This window comes from Streptomyces sp. NPDC051987 (genome assembly GCF_040680735.1).
Lineage (GTDB): Bacteria > Actinomycetota > Actinomycetes > Streptomycetales > Streptomycetaceae > Streptomyces.
This window is the reverse complement of sequence record NZ_JBFAXI010000180.1, coordinates 1-5,424: the sequence shown is the minus strand read 5'-3', so window position 1 is coordinate 5,424 and position 5,424 is coordinate 1. Positions and strand designations below refer to the sequence as shown.

Below are 5,424 nucleotides of genomic sequence, written 5' to 3'. Positions count from 1 at the left end.
GGGCGCGGTCAGACCGTTGGAGGCACCGTCCTGGTTGACCGCGGAGCCTCGCACGACCGCCAGCACCGGATGTCCGTTGCGCCGCGCGTCCGACAACCGCTCCAGGAGGACGACGGAGACGCCCTCGGACCAGGCGGTGCCGTCGGCCGAGGACGAGAACGCCTTCGCGCGGCCGTCGGCGGCCAGTCCGCGCTGGCGGGAGAACTCCACGAAGACACCGGGGGTCGGCATCAGGGCCGCACCGCCCGCGAGGGCCATGGTGCACTCGCCGCTGCGCAGTGACCTGACGGCGAGGTGGAGGGCCACGAGCGAGGAGGAGCACGCGGTGTCGACAGTGACGGCAGGGCCTTCCAACCCAAGAGTGTAGGAGACCCGGCCGGAGGCGACGCTGCCGGCGACACCGATGCCGAGGTAGCCCTCGGTGCCCTCCGGCGCCTGCCGGACGGTGCTGCCGTAGTCGTGGTGCATCAGGCCGCTGAACACGCCGACATGCGCCCCGGCCAGCCCGGTCGGGTCGATGCCGGCCCGTTCGAAGGTCTCCCAGGAGGTCTCCAGCAGCAGGCGCTGCTGCGGGTCCATCGCCATGGCCTCGCGCGGGGAGATCCCGAAGAAGTCCGCGTCGAACGCGGCGATGTCCGGCAGGAATCCGCCGTGCCGGGTGTAGGAGGTGCCGGGATGGTCGGGGTCGGGGTGATAGATGCGTTCCAGGTCCCAGCCTCGGTTCGCAGGGAATTCGGTGACGGCGTCGGTGCCCTCGGCGACCAACCGCCACAGTTCCTCGGGACCGTCGACATCACCGGGGAGCCGGCAGCCCATGGCGACGATCGCGATCGGCTCGTCGGGGCCCGCATTCCCCGGCACTTCGGGGGTCGGCTGTCCGGCGCCGCCTCCGCCGAACAGCCTGCGGCGCAGCTCGCCGGCGACAGCGACGGGCTTGGGCTGGTCGAAGGCGAGGGTGACCGGCAGCCGCAGCCCGGTCTCCTCGGTGAGGCGGTTGCGCAGTTCGACGGCGCCGGCCGAGGTGAAGCCGAGCTCCTTGAAGCTGCGGCCGGTGTCCAGCGCGGTCAGGCCGGTGATGGCCCTCACCTCCTGGGCCACCAGGTCCAGCAGCGCGCGCTGCTGCTCGCTCTCGGACAGCCCGGCGAGGCGGTCCCGCAGGGCCTGCGTGGCGCGCTCGTCGGGGGCGGTGCCGGTGCTGCGCGGGACGTCGACGAGGTCGGTGAGGAGCACGGGTACGTCGACGTCACCGAGTGCGGTGACGTCCGGCCGCAGTACGGCCAGTTGGGGCTGGGCGACGTTGTGCGCGGCGTCGAACATGGCGAGTGTCTCGTGCGCGGACAGCGTGCCGACCGGCCACGGACGTCCGGGTGCGCCCGTGGCGCCGTCGCCCTCCCAGGGGCCCAGTGCCAGGAAGAGGGCGGGCAGGCCGCGCGCGTGCCGGTGGCCGGCGAGAGCGTCAAGGGCGGCAGCGGTGGCGGCGGGCCCGTGGCCGAAGGCGCCGTGCAGACCGTCGGCGGTGCCGACCAGGACGAAGGTGGCGAGCGTCGAGTCCTTGGTCACCTCGTGCAGGGCCAGGGCACCGCGCAGCGCACGGCGGCGGCCCTGCGGGGTGGCGAGGTCCTCGCGGCCGCAGATGTGCAGTACCGCGGTGATCGATGGGCCGGAGCGGGCGAACAGCCGGGCAAGCCCCCTGCGGTCGGTGAGATCGCAGGACTCGGCCCGCACGTCGACACCGGCCGGCGCGAGTTCGTCAGTGAGAGAGGTGTGGGCGTCCGGGCCGGCCAGCAGGATGTGACGGGCGCCGTACAGGGTGACGAGGTGCCGGACGAGGTGCTCGGCCACCGCGCCGTCGGTGCCGGTCACCAGGACCGTGCCGCTGGTGTCGGGGGCGCCGGCGGTGCTGCCGGACGCCGGGGAGAAGGCGCTGCCGACGGCCGCGGCGCGGACCAGGCGGGGGCGCAGAACGATGCCGTCGCGGACGGCGCTCTGCGGTTCCCCGGCGGCGACGGCCGAGCAGAGAGCGGCGGCGAGCCGGACCGCGTCGTACTCCTCGTCGGCTCCCAGGTCGATGACGGCGAACCGTTCGGGGACCTGGCTCTGGTACGAGCGCATCAGGCCCCAGACGGCGGGATGGGCGAGGTGGTCGAGAGCGTCGTCGGTCCCGGTCGCGACGGCGTCCCGGGTGACGACGACGAGCGGGACGGCCGCGGTCCGTTCCTCGGCGAGCCAGGCGTCGAGCGTCGCGCTGAGCTGGGCGACCACCGCCTCGACCCCGTCGACGTGGTCGGCGGGCCGGGTGCCGGGCACGTCCCCGAGCAGCAGCAGGGCGACGTCGGGCGCCTGTCCTCCGGCGGCGATTTCCTCCAGCAGCGTGTCCAGGGCGTCGATGCCGGCGACCCCGCCGGCATCGGCCGACTCGGCCGGTCCGCTCAGGGACGGGTGGGTGTGCACCGTGTGGCCGAGATCGCGTAGGGCGTCGGCGAGCGGGGTGCGGTGGATGTCGCCGGCCAGCGCCCAGCGGCCGGGCGTGATCCCGGGGGCCGGCACGGACGGCAGCGGCAGCCAGTCGGTGCGCAGCAGGGCCTCATAGCGGCCGTCGCCCGAGGCGCGCAGCCGGGCCGGGCGCTCCAGCAGGACGTGCCGCATGATCTTGCCGGAGGCGGTGCGGGGTATGCGGTCGATCTCGTACAGCTCTTCCGGGACCTTGTGGTAGGCGAGGTGCTCACGGCAGGTCTCGAACAGGCGCTCCAGGTCGACACCCTGCGGTCCGGGCACGAGGAAGGCGACCGGGACCTCGCCGAGCACCTGGTGCGGCCGACCGGTGACGGCCACGTCGGCCACGCCGGGGACGGTGCGCAGGACGTTCTCTACCTCACCGGGGTGGATGTTCTCGCCGCCGCGGATGATCAGTTCCTTGATGCGGCCGGTGACCGTGAAGTAGCCCTGCTCGTCGCGGCGGGCCAGATCACCGGTGCGGAACCAGCCGTCGTGGAAGGCGGCGTCGGTGGCATCGGGCTGGTTGTGGTAGCCGATCATGACGCTGGCGCCCTTGACCCAGACCTCGCCCTCGGTGCCGACGGGCACGTCCGTGCCGGTCTCGGGATCGACCAGTCGCACGGCAAGGCCCGGTACGGGTAGTCCGCAGGAGCCCTCGACGCGAGCGCCCGTGGGCCAGTTGATGGTGATGGAGCCGCAGGTCTCGGTGGAGCCGTAGGCGTCCAGCAGCGGAGCGCCGAAGAGCTCTTCGAAGGAACGGCGCAACTCGGCGGTGGTGATGGCACCGCCGACCAGGCACATGCGCAGTTCGGGTGCGGTGAAGCCGCCGTCGCGGGCGGCCTGCACGAGGTAGTGGTACATCGTCGGCACGCCCGCCAGGAAGGTGGCCTTCTCCTCGCGCACGGCGTCGAGGATCTCGGCGGCGGAGAACCCGTCGACGATGCGGGCGGTGGCGCCGACGGCCGTCACGGTCAGCACGCAGACGATGTGGGCGAGACTGTGGAAGAGCGGCAGCGGCCAGACGACCCGGTCCTCGTGGGTGAGGCCGGGTATCGGGGCGTAGCAGGCGGCCACGGAGGTCAGGCAGTTGCGCTGGGTGGACAACACACCCTTGGGCCGGCCAGTGGTGCCGGAGGTGTAGAGCATCCAGGCCACGTCGTCCAGCCCGAGGTCATCGCGAGCGGGCTCGGGGGGTTCGGTCGTGGCGAGCGTCTCGAAGGAGACGATGCCGGCGGGGGCGGGTGCCCGACCTGTGACGACGACTCGCAGGTGCGGGCGGTCCTGGGCGAGGCGGGTCACGAGTTCCAGCAGAGCCGGCTCGGTGACCAGGACCCTGGCCCCGCTGTCGTCCAGCATGTACGCGAGTTCGGCCTCGGTGAGGCGGGGGTTGAGGGGGACGCCGACGGCTGCCGCCCTGGTGATCGCGAGGTAACTCTCGACGAACTCCACGCTGTTGCCATGCAGGATCGCAGCCCGGTCCCCGGGCTGGAGCCGCAGGCCCGCGAGGTGACCGGCGAGCCGTCGGGTGCGGGTCTCCAGCTCCGCGTGGGTCACACTGCGCCCGGAATCGCGGTAGGCGACCTTGGCTCCGAAGCGATCGGCGTTCGCCTTCAGCAGCTGTGGCACCGGCCGGATCAGTTCGGTTCGCAGCATGGCGAAACACCTCTCCTTGAATGGGGACTCTTGGGCGGAGACCTCAGCGTCACATTCCGGCTCGGCTCGTGGACCACTAACACCCCCCCTAACAGGACCCTGAATCGACGCCGGAACAGGCGTAAGGGGGGTGCTCCCGGGAGAGAGTGGCGCACTGGGCGGCGATTTTCGCCGCCCATGCGGAGCGATGTGATCGGAGGCGTTTCAGATGGCGCATTCCTCTGGGGAGATGCCGGCCATTACCGGCCGTGCCCGCCTTTTCGCGGTGCTGGGGGATCCGGTACGACAGGTGCGGGCGCCGGAGCTGCTGAACCCGGTCTTCGCCGAGCTGGGCCTGGACGCGGTCCTGGTGCCGGTGCACGCGCCCGTCGCCCACCTCGCGGAGGTGGTACGGGGTCTGCAGCGGGCGGGCAATGTGGACGGGCTGCTGGTGACCGTGCCGCACAAGGCCAGGGCACGGGATTTCGCCGAGGTGCACAGCGACGCGGTACGGCTCGCGGGGAGCACCAACGCGTTGCGGCGCGAAGCGGACGGGCACTGGTACGCGGAGAACTTCGACGGGACCGGCTTCGTGGCCGGCCTGGTCGCCGCGGGCCATCCGCCGGCCGGGAAGCAGGTGACGCTGGTGGGTGCGGGCGGAGCGGGCGGCGCGATCGCGGCGGCACTGGTGCTCGCCGGGGTGGCCCGCCTGAACGTGGTCGACGTGGACCGGGCCCGGGTGCGCACGCTCCTTGACCGGCTGTCCGAGCATGCGGGAGGGCGCGTGAGCGAGGGAACGCCGCCGGCCGGCGACTCGGCGGACGTGGTGGTGAACGCGACCCCGCTCGGCCTGCGAGCGGACGACCCGCTCCCCTTCGCCCCCGGGCGGCTGGCCCCGGGCACCGTGGTCGCGGACATCATCATGAGCCCGCGTGAGACGCGCCTCCTGCGCACCGCCGCCGCGCACGGCCTCCCGGTCCACCACGGCGAGCACATGCTGACCCACCAGCTGCAGCTGTACCGGGACTTCTTCGGCCTGCGCCGACGCCCGGGCACCGAACAGCCGGCCTGCGCCGATCACACCGGACCGCTGACCCGGCCGGACCGGACGGCGTACGACTGACCGGCGGCGGAGGCAGACCGGTCCGCGGGAGCGGGCTCGTGGCGGGGGTATGCGTGTGGTCCGGTCGGTGCGGGGGACACCGACCGGGCCACCGCCGGGCGGGCGGGGGCCCGGGCAGCCGGCGCCCGCCCCCGCGGGGGCCAGAGATCGGGAGAGCACACCGCTGTAAAACA

At 73.1% G+C, this 5,424-nt stretch carries 2 protein-coding genes; one reads left to right on the top strand and one right to left on the bottom strand.

All coding sequences use genetic code 11. From position 1 onward, the window contains the following. Positions 1-4,149, bottom strand: a 4,149-nt coding sequence (locus AB0M11_RS40970; RefSeq protein ID WP_365714013.1) for a beta-ketoacyl synthase N-terminal-like domain-containing protein, incomplete at its 3' end; no start/stop codon positions are given. Positions 4,150-4,378: 229 nt separating this feature from the next. On the opposite strand from AB0M11_RS40970, the gene AB0M11_RS40965 reads away from it, so the two are divergent. Further along, entirely contained in the window at positions 4,379-5,251 is an 873-nt protein-coding gene (locus AB0M11_RS40965) for a shikimate dehydrogenase (protein ID WP_365714011.1), read from the top strand. Positions 5,252-5,424: the final 173 nt, after the last annotated feature.